This window comes from Flavobacterium piscis, from assembly GCF_001686925.1.
Classification (GTDB): domain Bacteria; phylum Bacteroidota; class Bacteroidia; order Flavobacteriales; family Flavobacteriaceae; genus Flavobacterium; species Flavobacterium piscis.
The window spans coordinates 163,373-182,944 of sequence record NZ_LVEN01000013.1; the positions used below are offsets into that span (position 1 = coordinate 163,373).

Annotated in this window: 12 protein-coding genes; 8 read left to right on the forward strand and 4 right to left on the reverse strand. The window is 33.8% G+C overall.

All coding sequences use genetic code 11. The features are described 5' to 3' along the window. Positions 1–73: 73 nt before the first annotated feature. The 4 genes from FLP_RS09415 to FLP_RS09430 all read left to right on the forward strand — a co-directional run bounded on the left by FLP_RS09415 (position 74) and on the right by FLP_RS09430 (position 6,691). The gene (locus FLP_RS09415) at positions 74–2,575 is read left to right on the forward strand and encodes a DUF5686 and carboxypeptidase-like regulatory domain-containing protein (RefSeq protein WP_065449270.1); all 2,502 of its coding nucleotides are present in this window, start codon (positions 74–76) and stop codon (positions 2,573–2,575) included. Between the two features lie 211 nt (positions 2,576–2,786). Continuing rightward, positions 2,787–3,386, forward strand: a complete 600-nt coding sequence (locus tag FLP_RS09420; protein WP_065449316.1) for a DNA-3-methyladenine glycosylase family protein — start codon at positions 2,787–2,789, stop codon at positions 3,384–3,386. 110 nt (positions 3,387–3,496) lie between these two features. Next, complete coding sequence (locus FLP_RS09425; protein ID WP_065449271.1) at positions 3,497–4,027, forward strand: inorganic diphosphatase; 531 nt, start codon at positions 3,497–3,499, stop codon at positions 4,025–4,027. 114 nt (positions 4,028–4,141) lie between these two features. Beyond that, positions 4,142–6,691 (forward strand): sodium-translocating pyrophosphatase, encoded by a 2,550-nt coding sequence (locus FLP_RS09430; RefSeq protein WP_065449272.1) that lies wholly within the window; start codon positions 4,142–4,144, stop codon positions 6,689–6,691. Positions 6,692–6,894: 203 nt separating this feature from the next. Here FLP_RS09430 and FLP_RS09435 read toward each other — a convergent pair whose 3' ends face one another. Further along, positions 6,895–7,509, reverse strand: a complete 615-nt coding sequence (locus FLP_RS09435; RefSeq protein ID WP_065449273.1) for a deoxynucleoside kinase — start codon at positions 7,507–7,509, stop codon at positions 6,895–6,897. Next, positions 7,509–8,324, reverse strand: coding sequence for a hypothetical protein (locus tag FLP_RS09440; RefSeq protein ID WP_065449274.1), 816 nt, complete (start codon positions 8,322–8,324; stop codon positions 7,509–7,511). The genes FLP_RS09435 and FLP_RS09440 overlap by 1 nt, the downstream gene beginning before the upstream one ends. Positions 8,325–8,546: 222 nt before the next feature. Between FLP_RS09440 and FLP_RS09445 the strand changes: the two genes are divergently transcribed. The 3 genes from FLP_RS09445 to FLP_RS09455 all read left to right on the forward strand — a co-directional run bounded on the left by FLP_RS09445 (position 8,547) and on the right by FLP_RS09455 (position 14,485). Continuing rightward, entirely contained in the window at positions 8,547–9,434 is an 888-nt protein-coding gene (locus FLP_RS09445) for a GLPGLI family protein (protein WP_065449275.1), read from the forward strand. Between the two features lie 39 nt (positions 9,435–9,473). Continuing rightward, positions 9,474–12,161, forward strand: coding sequence for a carboxypeptidase-like regulatory domain-containing protein (locus tag FLP_RS09450; RefSeq protein ID WP_065449276.1), 2,688 nt, complete (start codon positions 9,474–9,476; stop codon positions 12,159–12,161). Between the two features lie 92 nt (positions 12,162–12,253). After that, the gene (locus tag FLP_RS09455; protein WP_065449317.1) at positions 12,254–14,485 is read left to right on the forward strand and encodes a hypothetical protein; all 2,232 of its coding nucleotides are present in this window, start codon (positions 12,254–12,256) and stop codon (positions 14,483–14,485) included. A 58-nt stretch (positions 14,486–14,543) separates the two neighbouring features. On the opposite strand, the gene FLP_RS09460 is transcribed toward FLP_RS09455, so the two are convergent. Beyond that, the gene (locus FLP_RS09460) at positions 14,544–16,325 is read right to left on the reverse strand and encodes a DUF4153 domain-containing protein (RefSeq protein ID WP_065449277.1); all 1,782 of its coding nucleotides are present in this window, start codon (positions 16,323–16,325) and stop codon (positions 14,544–14,546) included. Positions 16,326–16,506: 181 nt separating this feature from the next. Here FLP_RS09460 and FLP_RS09465 point away from each other — a divergent pair, with 181 nt between their 5' ends. Beyond that, a complete protein-coding gene (locus FLP_RS09465) occupies positions 16,507–17,973 on the forward strand; it encodes a M28 family metallopeptidase (RefSeq protein WP_065449278.1) in 1,467 nt (488 codons plus the stop codon). Positions 17,974–18,098: 125 nt separating this feature from the next. Here FLP_RS09465 and metK read toward each other — a convergent pair whose 3' ends face one another. Next, positions 18,099–19,349: a methionine adenosyltransferase gene (gene metK / locus FLP_RS09470; RefSeq protein WP_065449279.1), complete on the reverse strand. Its 1,251-nt coding sequence runs from the start codon at positions 19,347–19,349 to the stop codon at positions 18,099–18,101. Between the last annotated feature and the right edge of the window lie 223 nt (positions 19,350–19,572).

The following is a 19,572-nucleotide window of genomic DNA, read 5'->3' on the forward strand; positions in this document are numbered from 1 at the left end:
AATTTAAAATACTCACAAAACTTCATCAGTCATATTTAATTGATGAAGTTTTTTTTTGCCACACGCCAAGACGATGAAAAGAATAATTTTACTCAGCCTATTTTTTGTATTTGCATTTGCGAATATTGGTACAGCACAAACAAAAGTGAGTGGAATTGTTTTGGACAAATCGAATCAGCCTGTTCCCTTTGCCAATGTTGTTTTTAAAGGATCAAATACAGGAATAGTATCCAATGAAGATGGACGTTTTTATCTGGAATCTCCAACTACTTATACTGCTTTATTGGTAAGTTCAGCAGGATTTTCAGATCGCGAAGTTCCATTAGAGAAAGCAGTAAACTATGATTTTAAAATAGTTTTAAGCGAAGCTGAGGCACTTAATGAAGTGGTGATTTTTACCGGAAAAACATCTAAAAAAAATAATCCTGCATTGGATATATTGAGGAAAATCTGGGAACGCAAACGTAAAAACGGTTTGTACCAATTCAATCAATATCAAATGCAAAAGTACGAGAAAGTTGAGTTTGATATGAACACAATCGACAGTGCTTTTATGAAAAACAAACTCTTCAAAGGAATGGAGTTTGTTTTTAAACATGTTGATACGTCTGATGTTACGGGTAAAACGTATCTGCCAATTTTTATCAACGAATCTGTTTATGATGTTTACGGTGATAATAAATTAAAGAAAGTAAAAGAGAACATTACCGGAAATAAAATGTCAGGTTTCAACGGAAATCAGCAGATTCTTTCCTTTGTAAAAGATCTTTATTCAGATTATAATATTTACGATAATCACCTTAAGTTTTTCGATAAAAGTTTTACAAGTCCGCTTTCAAGAACCGGAATTGACGTTTACAATTATGTCTTAAAAGACAGTGCTTTTATTGATAAAAAATGGTGTTATAATATTGTTTTTTATCCAAGACGTAAAAACGAATTAACCTTCAAAGGAGACTTTTGGGTAAACGATACTACTTTTGCAATCAAGAAAATTAATATGGGCGTTACTAAAAGTGCCAATATTAACTGGGTAAAAGATATTTATATCGAACAGGAATTCGAGGTAGAAAATGATTCAACTTTTTTGTTGACCAGGGATTATATGATGTCGGATTTTGCTTTAAATAAAAAAGAAAAATCAAAAGGAGTCTACGGAAAACGAACGACTCTTTATCGCAATCATAAATTTAATATTCCAAAACCGGAAAAGTTCTATAAAGAAGAAGTCAATTTTATTGATAACGCTGTTTATGACCGACCGCCTGAATTCTGGGAGGAAAATCGTTTTGAGAAATTAAATAAAGATGAAGCCGGTATTTACAAAATGCTGGATACACTGCAAACCGTCAAGCGATTTAAACAATTATATAGCCTTGTCTCGATTTTAGGAAGCGGCTACGTCGAATTTAAAAACTTTGATTTCGGGCCAATATTCTCGACATTTGGTTATAACGAGGTCGAAGGCCTAAGGGTTAGAGCAGGAGGAAGAACTTATTTTGGACCAAATGACCCTTGGCGTATACAAGCGTATACAGCATACGGGTTTGATGATAATAAATTCAAGTACGGAGTTTCAGGAAAATGGATGGTCGACAAGAAAAAACGAGTTATTATCTCCGGAGGAAACAGGCGAGACATCGAACAAATTGGTGCCAGCTTAACCACAACAAATGATATTTTAGGTCGAAGTTTTGCTTCCTCAGCCTTATTTACAACAGGAAGTAACGGAAAATTAACCAATATTAATCTAAGCAATATTTCGGTTGAAATGGAGCCCTTAAAAAACTTTGTTGTCCAGGCAGGGGTTTCATACAGGACATTAGAATCTGCTTCACCAACGTTTAGTCTGGATTATTACACAACGCTGCCAACGGCTGCAAATCCTGCAGGAGTCATACAAAGTGCAGTAAAACAGTTTGAAGCCAATGTTCAGTTTGAATTTATGCCCAATCGTAAAACTATTGGTTTTGGTGTAGAGCGTAGCATTGTAGACAGCCCGTTTAGTCATTTCTTTGTTAACTTTAGTTATGGACTAAAAGGAGTTATGCAAAGTGATTTTGCTTACGAAAAAATACAATTATTTTACAAACAGCCTATTATAATTGGACCATTAGGAAGATCAAATATTATCCTTGAAACCGGAAAAACCTTTGGTACAATCCCGTTAGGATTAATGAGCGTAATTCCTGGTAACCAGACTTACTTTACCATCGAAAACACGTTTAGTAACTTAAATTTCTACGAATTTATTACTGATCAATATACTACTCTGCAATGGAATCATGATTTTGGAGGAAGATTATTCGCCAGAATTCCATTTATGAGAAAGTTAAACTGGAGAGAATTTGTTGGAGTAAAAGGAGTTTACGGAACCATCTCAGATGCTAACAGAGCAATCAATGCATCGGCGCAACCCTACAATGCCCCAGAAAACGTATATTGGGAATACAACGCCGGAATCGGGAATATCTTCAAAGTATTCCGTATCGATTTCTCCTGGAGAGGAAGTTATTTAAATACTCCGGATGCCAATAAATTTGCAGTAAAAGGATCGTTCGGATTCTATTTTTAAGATAAAATAAATTGCCACAAAGACGCCAAGTCGCTAAGTTTAATTTCTAGCAACTTGGCGTTTTTTATTGATTAAAATTATTTCACGCAGATTTAGGCAGATCAATAAAATAGATTGAAAAATAAATCTGCTCTATCTGCAAAATCTGCGTAAAAAAAATTTTGCGACTTTGTGAGATTCTTTTTTAATTTTGAAAGACTTAAATCAAGCCATGCAAGAAGCCATCGATTTTCTATCAGCCAAAAATCCAATTTTTCTTGAAATCATAGAAAAATATGGATTACCTCAAATACCAAAACGCCCGCAAGGTTTTGAAACTTTGGTATTATTGATCCTCGAGCAACAAGTCTCTATAGATTCGGCGAAAGCCACCTTCTTAAAAATAAAAGGCTACACAATGTGCAATCCGGAAACAATGTCTGTTTTATCTGATGAAGAATTTCGCGCTTTAGGTGTAAGCCGTCAAAAAACAAAATACATTAAGATATTAGCGAATGCCGTTTTAAATAAAGAATTAGATATCGAAAGTTTAACAGCAAAAACCGCAACACAAGTTCGGGAAGAGCTCATTAAATTAAAAGGAATAGGAAACTGGACTATCGATATTTACTTAATGTTTTGTCTTCAGGAGCCTGATTTAATTCCGTTAGGTGATATTGCAGTTGTTAATACAATCAAAGAATTACTTGATATTCATGACAAAAACGAAATGGAAATCCATGCCCAACAATGGAGTCCGTATCGATCTTATGCAACATATTTGCTGTGGCATTATTACTTAAACAAGAGAAACAGGAAAATTACATATTAACTGTCTGTTATTTAAAAGAAAAGTAGGTATATAAATGAAGTTTTTTATTGTAAAAAAGGATTGTTTAGTTACTTTTGCAATCGAAATTATAGAAATAATAAAAAACGAAAATGACCGCAGACAAATTAACGACTTTCGATGTATTAATCGAAATACCACGTGGAAGTAGAAATAAATACGAGTACGATTTTGAAATCAAAAGAATGCGTTTCGACAGAATGTTATTCTCTTCGATGATGTACCCGGCTGATTACGGATTTATTCCTGAAACATTAGCACTTGACGGAGATCCTCTTGATGTATTAGTTTTAATAAACGAGCCAACTTTTCCTGGTTGTGTTATAGAAGTAAAACCAATTGGGGTTTTCCATATGGCAGATGATAAAGGACCAGACGAAAAAATCATTTGTGTACCGGTTTCAGATCCAATCTGGAATTCACTAAATGACCTTTCAGATATTAATGGTCACTTATTGAAAGAAATAGAGCACTTCTTCCAAGTATACAAAGACCTTGAAAACAAACAAGTAGATGTTGAAGGTTGGGGAGATGTAAACGAAGCATTTGCAATTATTGCTGAGTGTACAAAGCGTTTTGATGATATTGAAAATAAACCAGAGGGATTATTTAGTATTAAATAATTTTTACCCTATTCTATTATAAAAAAAGCAATACTGCCGTCAGGAGTATTGCTTTTTTGTTTAAATTCGTTTTACATAGTTTATTGAATATTAACCAATAACCATTATAATATTATGAACGAATTTATGATTTACTTGCCAATTGTTATGGCAATTATAGGATTACTCTTCATGGCGATAAAAAGGACTTGGGTCCTGAAACAAGATGCTGGCGACGGCAAGATGAAAGAGATCTCAGATTACATCTACGAAGGCGCATTAGCATTTTTAAAGGCAGAATACCGATTACTGACTTTTTTCGTAATTGGTGCCAGTATAGTTTTAGCCGGAATTTCTTTTATTGTTCCTACTACACATATATTAATAGTAGTGGCGTTTATTTTTGGAGCGTTTTTCTCGGCTTTGGCCGGAAATATGGGAATGAAAATAGCCACTAAAACAAACGTTAGAACCACTCAGGCGGCCCGCACAAGTTTGCCGCAAGCCTTAAAAGTTTCTTTTGGTGGTGGTACCGTAATGGGGCTTGGAGTTGCAGGTTTAGCTGTTTTAGGTCTAACAGGATTTTTTATCGTTTTCTTTCAAATATTTATGAATGGGGTTTGGACTTCATCTGAAGATATGACTAAGGTTTTAGAAACTTTAGCAGGATTTTCATTGGGAGCAGAATCAATCGCTTTGTTTGCCAGAGTTGGTGGCGGAATCTATACAAAAGCTGCCGATGTTGGAGCAGATTTAGTAGGTAAAGTAGAAGCCGGAATTCCGGAAGATGATCCTCGCAATCCTGCTACAATTGCAGATAATGTAGGAGATAATGTTGGAGACGTTGCAGGTATGGGAGCCGATTTATTTGGTTCGTATGTAGCAACAGTTTTGGCAGCTATGGTTTTAGGAAATTACGTGATCAAAGATATGGGGGGAAATATCCAGGATATTTTTGGCGGTATTGGTCCAATTTTATTGCCAATGGCCATTGCCGGTTTCGGAATCTTATTCTCTATTATAGGAACTACATTAGTAAAAATATCTGATGACAACGCAAAAGAAGCACAAGTACAAAAAGCATTAAATATAGGAAACTGGGTTTCGATTGTTTTAACTGCTATTGCTTGTTTCTTTCTGGTAAAATACATGCTGCCGGAAACTATGCAAATGAGCTTTTTTGGCGAAGGTTCTAAAGATATTTCGTCAATGCGTGTTTTTTATGCCACTTTAGTTGGGCTAGTGGTGGGTGGAGCTATTTCATCTGTTACGGAATATTATACAGGATTAGGTACAAAACCCGTTATGGCAATTGTACAAAAATCATCTACAGGGGCAGGAACAAACGTTATTGCAGGATTGGCAACGGGAATGATTTCTACTTTTCCAACTGTAATTTTGTTCGCAGCGGCAATCTGGATTTCGTATGCACTGGCAGGATTTTATGGAGTAGCGTTGGCGGCTTCAGCTATGATGGCAACTACTGCTATGCAATTGGCAATTGATGCTTTTGGGCCAATTTCTGACAACGCGGGAGGAATTGCCGAAATGAGCGAATTACCAAAAGAAGTACGTACCAGAACAGACATTTTAGATTCAGTAGGGAATACAACTGCAGCAACCGGAAAAGGATTTGCAATTGCTTCTGCAGCCTTAACATCATTGGCTTTGTTTGCAGCATATGTAACGTTTACAGGAATAGATGGAATCAATATTTTTAAAGCGCCGGTTTTAGCGATGTTATTTGTGGGTGGAATGATTCCGGTAGTATTTTCAGCCTTGGCGATGAATTCTGTTGGAAAAGCCGCTATGGATATGGTGTACGAAGTACGTCGTCAGTTTAAGGAAATTCCTGGAATAATGGAAGGAACCGGAAAACCGGAATACGGAAAATGCGTTGAGATTTCTACAAAAGCCGCTTTACGCGAAATGATGTTACCAGGAATTCTTACTATTGGTTTCCCAATTGCGATTGTACTTTTAGGTAAATTAGTTTATGCAGACAACAATCAGTTAATTGCTGAAATGTTAGGAGGATATATGGCTGGAGTTACTGTTTCTGGTGTGCTATGGGCTGTTTTTCAAAACAATGCCGGAGGTGCCTGGGACAATGCTAAAAAATCTTTTGAAGCTGGAGTTTTAATCAACGGAGAGATGACTTACAAAGGTTCTGATGCACATAAAGCTGCCGTAACCGGAGATACAGTAGGAGATCCGTTTAAAGATACTTCAGGACCATCTATGAATATCCTGATCAAATTAACTTGCTTAATAGGTTTGGTAATTGCGCCTATATTAGGTGAAGGACATGCTACAGCTGGTTTGGCTGAAAATGGTTCCTGTTGTGCTAAAACTGAAATGCATGCAGGAGGAGTTTCTAAATGTGGAGATTTGTCAGGTATGACCAAAGAAGAATGCATAAAAATGTGCAAAGAAAAAGGATGCACAGCCGAAGAAACGGCAAAATGTCTCGCACATTATGATGCCAACGGAAAATATGCCTACCAAAAAACAGATTGTTTTGATACAAGAAAATATAGCAAAAACAGACTTGAGGTGAATTTGTCTACTGTTAACGGCGTTACAACCGGAACTGTGACAAAAACAGCAAATGGTAAAACAACAACCGAAGTTTATGAAGGAACAGAAGCTGAGGTAAAAGCTAAAATTGAAGCTGCGAAGTAATTTGGCGATGTATCCTAACAGGTTTTCGAAACCTGTTAGGTATTTGTTTGACTGCAAATTAAAAATGAAATATCATACCAACAGGTTTTGAAAACCTGTTAGGATAATAAAAAATGCCTCTAAATAATTTTAGAGGCATTTTTTATTTCGTGTAAATTCGTGACCCGAGATCGTAAAGTCGAATAGACGAAGTAAATCAGTGTTTAAAACAACCCATTCAATTCAGCATCAATTCTATTAATGATGTTTCCTAAATCTTCCGGATTATCAACGAAATTAATATTATCAACATCAATAATTAATAATTTTCCTTTAGTATACGTTTGTACCCAGGCTTCGTATCTTTCATTTAATCGGCTTAAATAATCAATAGAAATAGAGTTTTCGTAATCACGTCCGCGTTTGTGAATTTGCCCTACTAAATTAGGAATAGAGCTTCTTAGATAAATTAATAAATCAGGCGATTTTACTAATCCTTCCATTAATTCAAAAAGCGAAGTATAGTTTTCGAAATCGCGACTCGTCATTAATCCCATCGAATATAAGTTGGGAGCAAAGATATAAGCATCTTCATAAATCGTTCTGTCCTGAATGATTTTCTTTCCGCTTTCGCGAATTTGCAATACCTGACGGAAACGGCTGTTCAGGAAATAAATCTGCAAATTAAACGACCAGCGCTCCATTTGATGGTAAAAATCATCTAAATACGGATTATCAACTACATCTTCATAATGAGGTTCCCATTTGAAATGTTTGGCCAATAATTTAGTTAAAGTTGTTTTCCCTGCTCCTATATTTCCTGCTATTGCTATGTGCATTACGGTGTTACGATTTTATAATTTATTATTTCTTTAGCTGTAAAAATAGATAAAATTTGGTCTTTGTAGCAGAATTTGTCAAACGATTTTTCTAAAATTTCAATTTCAGAAAATGCATTTGAATTTGTACTTGTAATGTCTTTAAAATACAACAAATTAGCTTTGCTAAAAAGATATTGATGATTATTGATTATTTCGATGGCATCAAAATCAGACACTTTTCCTAACGAAGTTGTTTTTCCGAAAATATCACAGGAAAACCAGTTGTTTTTTTTATCAATCCAATAAAAGGTATTAAAGTCGGTTTGGTAATATTTTATGGTTTCTATTAATGGAGTAGAAACGGTTTTGTATTCATTTTTTAAATAATCAAAAAGACTAATTTGCTGGTTTAAGGCATTGTAAATCCAAAGCTGATTTTGTGTAGACATTCCGATCGCCGAAACAACAATAGGTGTATTATTGAGAGAAAAATTAATCTCAGTCACTTTATTGAGCTGATTATCTAATAATATAACGGTATTAAAATCTTCATAAAATAAAACGATCTTAAGCGGATTTTGCAAATCGACTTTGGTGATTTTTCCCAGTGATACATTTTTATACTCAAATCGCTCTTTGTCTTTGATTTTGCTGAATACATTATTTTTAATCTGATAAGAATATCCAAAAGAATCGTAACCTGAAAAATCATCAGCATCAGTTGAGAGACGAGAAAGAGAGTTTGCTTTTATTTTTTGGTTTTGCGAAAAAACAGCTGAAAAAGAGCAGGCAATAAAAAGAAAAAATAAAAAAATATGTGCCGTTTTGCTCATAATACTTGGTTTCTAAAGAGCCAAATTACAAAAAACTAAAGTAGAAATTACTTAAAGATAAAGATTTAGTTCGTTAGTCCTATTGTATCGTAATAGTCTAAGCAATAGTCGATTTTGTCTATATCTTCTCGCTATTGATATATTTAACTTTCGGAATTTTAAAATAAACAATACATTTGAGTGTAAGTTTTATCGGCTTTACTCAATTTTAAAGAAAACGAAATGAAAAAAGTAATTTGTTATATGTCTTTGCTGTTTGTATTTACTCAAGTGCAGGCTCAAAAAGATTTTCAGGGAATGGCTGTTTATGAGTCAAAAACGCAGGTACCAAAGTTTGAAGGCATGCGGGGCAATCGTGATATCACACCGGAAATGCAAAAGAGTATGGAAGAGCGAATGAAAAAAATGCTGGAAAAAACGTTTATTCTGAATTTTGATAAATCGGCTTCTATTTATAAAGAAGAAGAAAAACTGGAAGCTCCGGGACAACAAGGTGGTTTTCGTGTTATGGTGAGTTCAATGATGGGAGGCGGAGGCACTTTCTATAAAGATGTTAAAACAAAATCATATACCGTTGATAAAGAATTTATGGGTAAAGAATTCCTGGTTATAGATTCGCTGCCCAAATTAAACTGGAAATTAGAGCAGGAGACCAAACAAATTGGAGGATATAATTGCTTTAAAGCCACTGCAGTAAAAGAACCAAGTAAAACCGATTTTAGAAATTTCAGACCTAAAAAAACAGATGATAAAAAAGAGGAATCTAAAAAAACTTCCGGAGAAACTAAAACCAATTTTGAAGACAATTTTGAGTTGCCAAAAGAAATTGTTGTAACTGCTTGGTATACGCCTGAAATTCCAGTAAACCAAGGTCCCGAAAATTATTGGGGACTTCCTGGTTTAATTTTAGAAATAAATGATGGAACAACTACAATTTTATGTTCAAAAATTATTTTGAATGCAAAAGACAAAGTGGATATTAAGCCTTCTAAAAAAGGAAAAGTAGTCTCGCAGAAGGATTATGATGAAACAGTAGTTAAAAAAATGGAAGAATTTAGAGAAATGAATCGTGGTCGTTCAAGCGGACCAGCACAAACAATTGGAAGATAAGTCTTTAATCAGTAAAAATTTTATTCTAATCATTTCTTGATGAACAAAACACTTTTTATATTCGCCTTTTTATTTACTTCTATATGCTTTTCTCAAAGTGTTCGTTTTGACGGATTTATTCAGGATGAGCAAAAAAATCCGTTAGAGATGGCCAATATAATGGCCGTAAATACTGCTACCAAAGCAATGGATTCTTATGGAATTACCAACGATAAAGGAAAATTTCAGCTTACATTGAAGCCTAACACTTCTTACTCAATTAAAGTAAGTTATCTGGGAATGAAATCGAAAGAAATCGCCGTTTCTACGCAAAGCGTAAACATCGTTCAGAACATTGTCATGGATGATGCCGGAATCGAACTTCAGGGTGTTGAGATTGTGCGTGAAATGCCGGTTTCTATAAAAGGAGATACTATTGTGTACAATGCTGATTCGTTTAAATCCGGAACCGAAAAAAAGCTGGAAGATGTACTGAAAAAATTGCCAGGAGTTGAGGTAAATGCCGATGGAGAAATTGAAGTGGAAGGTAAAAAAGTAAGTAAGTTAATGGTTGAGGGAAAGGATTTTTTTGACGGAGACACCAAACTTGGCGTTAAAAATATTCCTGCCGATGCGATTGATAAAATTCAGGTATTAAGAAATTATAATGAAGTAGGCGCTCTAAAAGGTTTAGGAAACGATCAGGATAATGTAGCGATGAATATTAAACTAAAAGAAGGTAAAAAGAACTTTTGGTTTGGAGATGTAACAGCCGGAACAGGAGTTGGAGAACTCGATAGCCGTTATATTATTAATCCTAAATTGTTTTATTACAGCCCGAAATACAGCATCAACGTAATTACCAATTTTAATAATATTGGCGAACTACCGCTTACAGCTCAGGATTATTTTAAGTTCACAGGAGGATTTAAAAATATCATGCAAAAGGGCGGAAGTAATTTTAATATTTCATCAAACGATTTAGGAATTTCGATTTTAAGAAACAATCGCGCTAAAGAAATTGAGACGAAATTTGGAGCCACAAACTTTGCTTATTCTGTTACCAAAAAATGGAATATTAGCGGTTTCGGAATCTTATCGACTTCAAAAACAGATTTGGAAACGAAATCGCAAACGACGATTTTAGAATCCGGAGATGAGCAAAAAAGAGAAGAAGAAACACATCAAAAAAATAATCTGGGACTTTTTAAACTGAGTTCCACGTATAAGCCCAATGATAAATTTCAGTTTGATTATGATATTTTAACGAAATTATCCAAACAAAATGAAGATACCGATCTATTGCGTGAGTCTGTGGTGAATAAAGTTTCGACTTTGGAGACTATCCTTACGGGTAAAAAACAGGATCCAACATCCATAAAACAAGATCTTAGTTTGTATTATACACAAAGCGATAAAAATATTTTTGCTTTTGAAATGCAGCATTTGTATCAGGACGAAAACCCATTTTATAATGCTAATTTACGCACACAACCTTTTGATTTAGCAGGTTATACTTCGGGACAGGAAAGAAATGACCTCAATCAGGATCGATTTGTAAAAACAAATAAGTTAGACGCTAAATTGGATTACTATTATATGGTAACACCAAAAAGCAACATCAATATTACACTTGGAAATACATTCTCATATCAGGATTTTAATTCCCATATTTTTCAAATGTTGGATAACGGAGACCGAAATGATTTAAATGATCCCGACAACAACAATAAGGTCAACTATAATTTTAATGATGTATTTCTTGGATTTCATTATAAAATTCTGGCAGGGAAATTTACTTTAACTCCCGGAGTTAGCGTACATTCCTATAACATGAAAAACACACAGCTAGGAACAGATTATTCTCAGAATTTCATAAAAGTACTACCTGATTTTTTTGCTCTGTATCAAATTAAAAAAGCAGAAACACTAACGTATAATTTTTCTTTAACCAATGATTTTACAGATATTAATCAGTTGGCTGCGGGTTTTGTTTTGTCTGATTACAGTAGCTTGTTCCGCGGAAATCGTTTGTTGGAGAATGCTACTTCGCAAGTTCATACGCTTCGTTATTTCAAATACAATATGTTTAATTTTGAGAATATTTTTGCCAATGCAACCTATACTAAAAAAGTAGATGCCATTAAAACCAGTGCAGATTTTACGGGAATTAACCAGTCATCCTCACCGTATAATTCTAATTTGGCAGATGAAACTTTTAGCGGAATGGGAAATTACGGGCGTTCGTTTTTAAAGAATTATAAAGCATCTGTAAATGCAAGTTTCAATTGGTCAAAATTCAACAATATCCAGAATAATGAATTGGCCACGACAGAAAGTTTTGTGCAGAGCTACACGGTAAAAGCTTCAACGAATTATAAAAACATGCCTAATATCGAGTTTGGTTATAATGCTTTGATTAACAAATATAGCGGCTCAACGTATTATACCGATAAACCTTTTGCAAGATTAGATTATTATTTCCTAAATAGTTTTTCGTTTGTTTCAGAATATGAGTTTTACCATTATTACAATGGCAATAAAACAGTCGATAACGAATATGATTTTTTAAGTGCAAGTTTAATTTATCAAAAAAAGAATAGCAAATGGGAGTACAAATTATCGGCTACCAACTTACTAAACACTAAATATCTTAATGATGACAGCTTCTCGCAGTTTTCTACAAGAGTTTCACAATATACTGTACAGCCTCGTTATATTATGTTTTCGATGAAATACAATTTATAGTATTTTAATTACAATTCCTTATCTTTTTGATGTTTTTTTTAAATAAGAAAGAAATATCTTTGTTTGAAATAGTAACAACTAAAATTTTAAGCATGCGTAATTTTATATGGAGTTTATTAGCTTTCTTTTGTTTAATATCTGTTTCTTTTTCTCAAACAAAAAATATTGAAAAAGGATCTTATTTATCGACCAATAAAGGTCAAAAAATCAAACTGAATTTATTAGAAGATAATAAATACGAATTGGTTTTTTATTCGGGTAATTATGAAATCAAAGGCGATTCATTATTGTTTACTCCAACTGCAAAAGCAGAAAGTGGTTTTGATCTTGCTTTTAAAAATGATAAAAAAGCAAAAAAAGTAAAAATAAAGTTTGTTGATGCTGTTTACTATTACTCTTTCTACGTTGGTACACAAAAAGGCTCAGGTGAGGTGGAATATCAAAGACTATCAGATATTAAAACCAGAGTAAATCCTCAAGAGGATAAAACTGATGTAGATTTTGAGATTGATAAAGCAGATTATTTGTATTTGGTTTATGAAGAATATGGTGGAAATAGCATGGTTTCTAAATTTGCTTTGCCAAAAGATGTTTCAGAAATTACGATTAAATATCAATCGGATGTTGTAGGGAATTTAAATATTAAAGGTTTTTTCAATCAGAAAACAACTGAGCTGATGATTTCTGAACAATCAGGAAAAGATCCTTTAGTATTTCGTAATGCGAAAGATGCGCAGCCTGAAAAAGTTTCGGTGATTCCACTAGAAAATAAGACAGTTGCAAATTGGACGTATGCAGGAAAAGAACCTTTAGTAAGTGATGATTTTGGTACCGCAGTCGATTCTACTGTTGTAGGAGTAGATTCATATCCTCCAGCATTTGATTTTAAATTAAAAATCGAAAATAATCTTAAAAATGCAATTTCATCTATTAAACAAAGCAAAACTAAATTTTTAGTAGTTGGCGTTGACAGTAAAAATGCTTCGGCAAAAACTGATTTTGATGCTTTTACTAAAGACCAGGAAACGCAGATTGCTTATACCATGTATGATGCATACAACCCTGAATATGATTTGTACAATTATTATTTGGCTACAGCCGATGATAAAAAGTGGCTTAAAACGAATAAAGTTACAGCTGATCCAAGTGTGATTATCCTGAATAATAACGGAGAGGTTTTAGCCACTGCAAAATCTAATTTTAAGGACAAACAGTATCAGTTCAATTATTATGATGCTCTCTATAAAAAATTGCAAAGAACGGATGGATTGTTGACTTTTAGTAAAACATTAAAAAACAAAAAAGCAACAGATGCTGATTTGATCCAGGCTTTTAATAAAGTTGCAGTTTTGGAAATACCATATGATTATGATACAGATTATACAGTAACAACTGATGATAATGCCGGAGAATTTAAGTTTGCAAATGCAGCCTTAGATAAAAAAGAAGTGGCTCAGGTTTGGAAAAAACTGATTGAAGCCCATCAAAAAGATACAAAACCGAATATGTATTTGGTCGAAACCATTTTGAAAGAAATTAAAAATCAGGGATTTTCGAAACAGTTTTTTAAAGATGATAAAGTTTTAAATGATACTGATTTTCTTGCTATAGATTATTTGATAAAACACTATGATGCAATTGATGCAGAACGTGCAGCTTTTACTGCTAAAGAAGGTGAGACACATGTAATAGGAAATTTAAATACAGAGATTGCAACAGCTTTACAGCAAAATAATTATGTTGTTGAAAATAATGCTTCAAGAGTAAAAGATGACAGTAAAACGATTGCAGTTTATAAAAAACTAATTGCTGCTGGAAAAGGTAATTTTGAATCTTATCAAAATTACTTTGCATATTTGGCTGAGATTCAAGATAGAGACGGCTCAAATACAAATTATTTAAAAGAGTTTAGTACTTATTTTAATGCTAATCTCGCGACAGATAAAGGAAGCGTTATCGAAAAACTAGATACAATGTTTACTTCGATCGATCCTAATTCTGAGTATTCATACAACGGATGGAATGCTTTTAAGGAATACCATTCGAATTTATGCAATGAAGCTGCGTGGACCGTAGTTTCAAAACCTGGCAATACTGGTTTTATAAAATCAGCAATTACGTGGTCAGAATATAGTTTGATGATCAGTAAAAACAATCCATATTATTTAGATACTCTGGCACAGTTGTATTATAAAGACGGACAAAAAGAGAAAGCGATTACAACACAAACTCTGGCCGTAAAATATTTAACCGATTATGTAGAGGAAGAAACTGCGACAGATATTCGCGAAACATTAAGTAAAATGCAAAACGGAACGTACTAAATGATTTAAAAAAGCATAAATAAAAAAGCCTTTGAAAAATAATTCAAAGGCTTTCTTTTTAGTTTTTAATTTTCACCAGTACTTTTATGTTATAGCTGTCTAATACTTTTTTATTGTTTTTGATTTTACCATTCGCATTAAGATAGGTAATTAAAACTTTATACTTTGGAGTTTCTATTTCCTGCGTTACCTTTTTATTTAAATTATAATTGTTTTGGTCAAAAGCAGGGTTTTTATTCACAAAGGCGCTAATTTCTAACGGAATAGTATCCTGATTAATCTCTAGTTTTAAACCATAATCTTTAACTGTAGATTTTATGGAATAGTTCTTATTGTCAATCGTTACACAATCTTTGCATTCAAAATTGTTATCATAAGAAGAAAGATTAAATGAGAGATCGTATCCATGAATATTCTCTACAGCATTTTGGTTATTCTCATAATAGTAGAAGTAGAAATCAGTTTTGTTTTTTTCTTTCTTATCATATGGAGATCTATATTCATAACCGAGAGCTTCCATTATTTCGTAACGACTAGGAGTTTTATTTTTTCTAAGAAGACTTTCAAGTTTTGTCTTTGCATAGGGAACCATAATTTCTATACCATAATTATCCTCCAGAAAAGAAACAATACTGCTTAAATCTTGTTCCTGTTCGAAAGTCATCTTCTTATGATCTGCGTTTTTCATAAAAGTTTCAAATCGGGATAACTGACTGTGTTTAGATATCGCATTAGCACTTTGAGGACCAATAATAGAAAACAATCCTGCCAGACACATACTTATTGGAATGAATTTTATTTTAGGGTTTTTTTGAATTAAAAAATACGCCACAACAATAGAAAGCCATATTGATAAGAGTAAAACATAATAGCGTTCGTGTGTAAATCCGTAAAGATTGATTCGGTATAAAATCGCCCAAAAAAGCAATCCCAATAACGGAATCAATAGAAAATAAAACCAACGACTGAATGTTCTCATCCAAAGATTCCCGGTTTCTGTCGCAATGGGATGAACCAGTAAAAAAGATAGAATTCCGAAAATGGCGAATACCAAAACGAGATAGGAAACCCAGCCCACAGGCAAGGAAAGCGTCAATACTATTTTGGTTTCATAACAAATTAAAATGACCAGGTAAAGGCTTATTAAAGGTAATAACACAAATTGCGTGAAGTTTTTAAGCGCTTTTGGATAATTTAAAATCAAAGGATTCTGATTGTTATTGGTTTCAGGAACTCCGTTCAAGAAGAATAGTGTATTAAAAATTCCAGCAATTACAAAAAAGACATGAAAGTAAATATGATCATAGAATTCGACTTTAAAAAGTTTGTCAATGGCTAAGATAGCCAATGCCAGACCAGAATAAATTACAATGCTGTACAATGCAGAAGTTAGAATTCGAAGGAAAAGCTGTTTGTTGAATTCCCAAAATTCATCCTGATTATAGGTTCTCGGCAAAAATCCTGCAAACGAAACCAGTAAATGCAAAGCAATGTTAAGTACAAGAAATTGTTGTATTTCTGTCTCAGTAATATATTGATGAAAATTAAAAACAAAAAGAATAATACAGCCGCCAAGAACGAAACTGGTTATCAAACGCCAAATCAGGTTCTTTTTTGAGGCCAGGAAGAATAAACTAACAGAAAGAAATAAAACCAAACACAAAGAACAGCTCATTAATGCTTTTTGATAAAGTTCTTTGTTAGGATCATTGTATTCTTTCTCATTAAGAACTATAGCTATAATAGTTCCTAAAATTACAGTTATAGTTTCTAACGGAAATCTGAGAACTGTTTTTAGTGTGGAGTTTAGAACATTTTTTAAAGAAGGAAGTCTGCTCATTTTTTAATCAGTTATTTTGTATAAAGTAAGCTAAATTGTAAGGGATAACCAAATAAAAATAATAATGCAAAAAAAAATGTTCCTGCGATTTTATTGATTTGGCATTTCAGTAGTATTTCAAATCCAAATAAGCATTTTTTACTCTATAAATTACTAAGTTTGGGATACTAAATTAAAACGTATGAAAAATAAAATGATGCTCGTTTTGATTGCTTACGGAGGAGTAGTTTTTGCGCAGGCAATAAAAAAACCACTAGTTTCAGCAATTACAGACAAAGACCTTAAAACCGATATGTACCAGATGGCTGGTGATCATTTTAATGGTCGTGAAGCAGGAACCCTTGATGAATTAAAGGTATCGATGTGGCTGGCCAATAAGGCGAAAGAGGCGGGAATGGCTCCGGCAGGTGATGACGGAACTTATTTTCAGTTTTTTGATATGTACAGGCATCAGGTAACTCCTAATACAAAATTTAAAATTGGATCAAAAGAATATAAATTGTGGAAAGATGTTCTTGTTGCAGAAACTACCAATATAAAAGTAGATGCACCATTAGTATATTTGGGAGCAGCAACAAAAGAAGAGATTGAGAAAGCCGACGTAAAAGGAAAAGCGGTTGTTTTATTGGCTTCGAAAGAAGGAATTGCAGATGATATTTCTCTTTTTGACAGACGTTATCCGGGTCTTGTTCGAAATAAATACTATGAACTTGTAGTAAAAAAAGGAGCCTCAGCACTTATTTTCGTAGCAGATGCATTGGCAGAAGAAAGCTGGTCTCAGGTAGAACCACAAATGACAAGAGGTATTTACGGAATTGAAGGAGTTCGCGATAAAATTGGATCAACTATGCCGGTTTTCTGGGTGCATAATGATCAGTTAGCCTATTTAAAAACAACGAAAGATCTTTTGTCTACTGAAGTAATTTCTGAAACTTATAAATATCCATCAGTAAATGTAGTAGGAACAGTAGAAGGAACAGATCCTAAATTAAAAAAGGAATACGTTCTTTTTAGCGGACACCAGGATCATGATGGTGTAAGGCAAAAATACGGTCAGGATTCTATTTATAATGGTGCTGACGATAATGCGAGTACTTGTGTGGCACTGCTGGCTATTGCAAGAGCGTATAAAAAGCAACCGGGAAAAAGAACTTCTCTATTTGTATTTCACGGTGCAGAAGAACGCGGTCTGTTAGGATCAAGATGGTACGCATCGCACCCAACAGTTCCGGAAAAGGATATCATCGCAGTTTTAAACGGAGATATGATTGGTCGAAATAATGTAAATCAGGCTGCTCTTTTAGGTTCGAGCTCTCCTCATGAAAACTCATCAGATTTGGTAGCGATTGCTAAAAAAGCCAATGATGAAGGTCCTAAATTCGATCTGGATAAACTTTGGGACAGACCAGAACATCCGGAATATTTTTATTTCCGTTCAGACCATTTACCTTATGCAAAAAGAGGAATTCCATCTGTTTTCTACACCAGTGTTTTACACAGTCAGTACCACACTCCAATGGACGAATCTGAAAATATTGATTTTGTAAAATTGCATAAAATGACTGAGTGGATGTACCGTACAGGATGGATTTTGTCAAATGATGCTTCTCGTCCTAAAACATTACCAAATGTACAATTAGAGCGATAAATTTATAGGTTTAAAAGAAAAATCCGTAAAATCAGCGTCGAATTAATAGACAGATAATTATTAAAAATAAAAAAGGCTTTCTAAAATTTTAGAAAGCCTTTTTGTTATGTATGATTCAGATCGAATTACAATCCAAATTCTGCTTTTACTTTGTCTACGAAATCAAGTTTCTCCCAGGTAAATAACTCAACAGTAACTGTTTTTACATTTCCTCCCGGAGCAGAAAAAGTTTTAGTTACCACTTCTGGTTTACGTCCCATGTGTCCGTAAGCAGCAGTTTCGCTATAAATTGGGTTTCTTAATTTCAAACGTTGCTCGATGAAGTAAGGACGCATATCAAAGATAGCTTCTACTTTTTTAGCAATTTCACCGTTAGTTAAGTTTACTTTAGAAGTTCCGTAAGTATCAATAAAAATACCCATTGGTTCAGCAACTCCAATTGCGTAAGAAACCTGAACTAAGATTTCGTCGGCAACACCTGCAGCCACTAAGTTTTTAGCGATATGACGAGTTGCATAAGCAGCACTTCTGTCTACTTTACTTGGATCTTTTCCAGAGAATGCACCACCACCGTGAGCACCTTTTCCACCGTAAGTATCCACAATGATTTTTCTTCCTGTTAAACCAGTATCTCCGTGAGGTCCTCCAATAACGAATTTTCCTGTTGGGTTAATATGGTAGTTGATTTTATCATTGAATAAATGCGCGTGAGCTGGATTTTTTGCAATGATTCTTGGAATCAAAATTTCGATGATATCTTTTTTGATTTTAGCCAGCATAGTAGCTTCTTCATCAAAATCATCGTGTTGAGTTGAAATTACAATCGCATCAATACGAGTTGGTTTGTTATCATCACTATATTCTAAAGTTACCTGAGATTTTGCGTCAGGACGTAAATAAGTGATTTCGTTATTCTCACGTCTTAAAATTGCTAATTCCTGTAATAATTTATGAGATAAATCAAGTGCCAGTGGCATGTAGTTTTCAGTTTCGTTAGTTGCATAACCAAACATCATTCCCTGGTCTCCTGCACCTTGCTCTTCTGGCTTAGCTCTGTCAACCCCTTGATTAATATCTGCAGATTGCTCATGAATTGCTGAAAGAATTCCACAAGAATTTGCTTCAAACATATACTCGCTTTTTGTATATCCAATCTTACGGATTACATCACGGGCAATTTGCTGCACATCAAGATAAGTATTCGATTTTACTTCACCAGCTAAAATTACCTGACCTGTAGTAACAAGAGTTTCGCAAGCTACTTTTGAGTCAGCATCAAATGCCAAAAAGTTATCAATTAATGCATCCGAAATTTGATCTGCAACTTTGTCTGGATGCCCTTCACTAACAGATTCTGACGTAAATAAATAAGCCATAATAATTTATTAAATTAAAATTAAGTGAGGAAAAAAATTGCTTAAAAAGGGCTAAAGGAGATAGTCTGCTTTAGCATTTTTTAATGCCGAAATTTATCTTTCAGCATTCATAACGAACCATTTCATTATGAAGAGGTTGCAATCAGTTCAAATTTTTCCTCCGTATTCGGGTGCAAAAGTACAAAACCATTTTGATTTGCAAATTAAAGTTCAACTTTTTTTA